Annotated in this window: 2 protein-coding genes; both read right to left on the bottom strand. The window is 63.0% G+C overall.

Annotation, left to right across the window (positions count from 1 at the left end):
- Positions 1–137: 137 nt before the first annotated feature.
- Positions 138–761: a hypothetical protein gene (locus tag ACQKJZ_RS19140; RefSeq protein WP_427733273.1), complete on the bottom strand. Its 624-nt coding sequence runs from the start codon at positions 759–761 to the stop codon at positions 138–140.
- The gene (locus ACQKJZ_RS19135; RefSeq protein ID WP_427733271.1) at positions 758–1,411 is read right to left on the bottom strand and encodes a class I SAM-dependent methyltransferase; all 654 of its coding nucleotides are present in this window, start codon (positions 1,409–1,411) and stop codon (positions 758–760) included. Before ACQKJZ_RS19135 ends, ACQKJZ_RS19140 begins: the two co-directional genes overlap by 4 nt.
- Positions 1,412–1,885: the final 474 nt, after the last annotated feature.

The raw sequence follows: 1,885 nt of genomic DNA, 5'->3' as shown, positions 1-1,885 counted from the left end.
GAGTTTTCCGCCTGTGGCTTTCCCTCCCCCATCCCCTCCCGCCTGCGGGAGGGGCGCGGCAAGAGGCGAGGGCTGGATACAAAATAGGCGGCGGTCCCTTCGAACCGCCGCCTTGTCCGTCAAACCGAAGCCGCGCGTTACGCCGCCTTCAGATCCTCGAAATCATCGACATCGTGATGATCCATTCGCTCGCCCTTCATCAGGCGGCGCGGCGCGCTCTTGTACATCTTGAAGTCGTTGAACGGGTCGGTGACGATCTTGGTCGCCCAGACCAGCCCGGTCTCCAGATCGCGCTTCGCCCAGAGTTGCATGACGCGCACGATGATCGCGCTGATGCCCAGGCCCAGCCAGCCGATGCCGACATGACGCAGATAGCCCATGAAGCCTTCGGGATTTTCCAGCGTCCCGAACAGCGTCGGCTGCAACAGCAGCACGACCGGGATCGCGGCCCAGATACCCATCAGCACATATTTGCGCGCCAGGTTATAGCCGACCTTGATCTCTTCCTTATGGTCATGCGTCGCCTTGTTCACATGGTCATAGCCCTTGGGCTCGAAGAAGAAGTGTCCGGCCTGACGGCTGGTCATCGCCACGCCCCAGGCGAGCAGGCTGGCGACCGCCGGGTCGATGAACAGCAGCACATAGGCGGTCAGGAAGGTGCAGGCGCTGACGAAGTGCAGGCTCTGATTGACCAGGCTGTGATGATAGTAACGATGATCGTCCCACCGTTGTTCGGCGAGTTGCGCGCGAAAACCCGTCATTGGACCTGTCCTTGGAGGGAAGGCTGGCGCTTGGCGAAGCGGACCAGCGAGAAATGGCCGAGCGGGGGCAGGGGGCGGCTTTCGACCAGTTCCACGTCACCGCGCGTCGCCGCCCAGTCGGTATAGCGCTCGAACGGAAAGTCGGTGCGGAAGCCCAGCCGGCTGGTGATCGGCATCAGCGTCTTCTCGATCGTGCCGCGAAGCCCGGCGCCCGCGCCGACCCGCGTGGTGATGACGATCTCGCCACCGGGGCGGCAGATGCGGGCGAACTCGTCGAGCGCCTTTTCGGGATTGGGCACGGCGGTGATGACATATTGCGCGACCACCACGTCGAAGCTGTCGTCGGCGAATTGCAGCGCCTCGGCATCGCCGTAGGCGATCTGCTCGACATGGGTCAGCTTGCCGCTGCGCACCCGCTCGCGTGCCTTGTCGAGCATCGGCTCGGACAAGTCGACGCCGACGATGCGGTTCTTGCTGGAATATTGGGGAAGCGAGATGCCGGTGCCGACCCCCACTTCGATGATCCGCCCACCGATCCGCTCGGCGGCGACGATGGCGGCGGAGCGCCCCTTTTTGAAGACGGGTCCGAAGACCAGATCATAGACAGGCGACCAGCGGTCATAGGCCTTGGTGACGCTGGCGGTACTCATCTGCGTGGCCATCGAAGGGGCATCCCGTTGAACGACGATGCGGCCCCTGTTCGCAGCAGGCGGTGACAATTTGACGACAAATGCGATTCTTATGCGAGTTTATCGCAACTACGAAACCCAAATGTCATGCCAATGGCATGAACATGTCGCATTCGCCCATTAAGCGTTAGAATGGCGAATAGTATCGGCAATATTCCGACCGGACGGGGATGACTATCCCACCGGGCGTCGTCGACCTATGGCGTCTTTACGTGGTCACGATCGCCGCTGATCTGTTGCCTGACCGATCGCTAGCAATGTCGTCAACTGGTCCGGTGGCACGGCGACTGGCGCTCGTCGCCGGTGGCCGTCCGCTTATCCGTGCGTCGTCACCCGGTTGCCCCAGTCGAACCAGCCACGACGCTCGCCAGCCGGATAGGCCGGGCGCGCGGCGTTGGCCGCGACCGGGCGGCGGTTCGCTCTCTCACCCAGACC

Source organism: Sphingomonas sp. NPDC019816, assembly GCF_050274375.1.
Taxonomy (GTDB): Bacteria; Pseudomonadota; Alphaproteobacteria; order Sphingomonadales; family Sphingomonadaceae; genus Sphingomonas.
Note: the sequence above shows the minus strand (reverse complement) of the source record. Positions and strands in the feature narration are given on the sequence as shown.

Bases quoted from the DNA above. Each gene is read 5' to 3' on its own strand.
- ACQKJZ_RS19140 (WP_427733273.1), bottom strand. From the start codon at position 761: ATGACGGGTTTTCGCGCGCAACTCGCCGAACAACGGTGGGACGATCAT.
- ACQKJZ_RS19135 (WP_427733271.1), bottom strand. From the start codon at position 1,411: ATGAGTACCGCCAGCGTCACCAAGGCCTATGACCGCTGGTCGCCTGTC.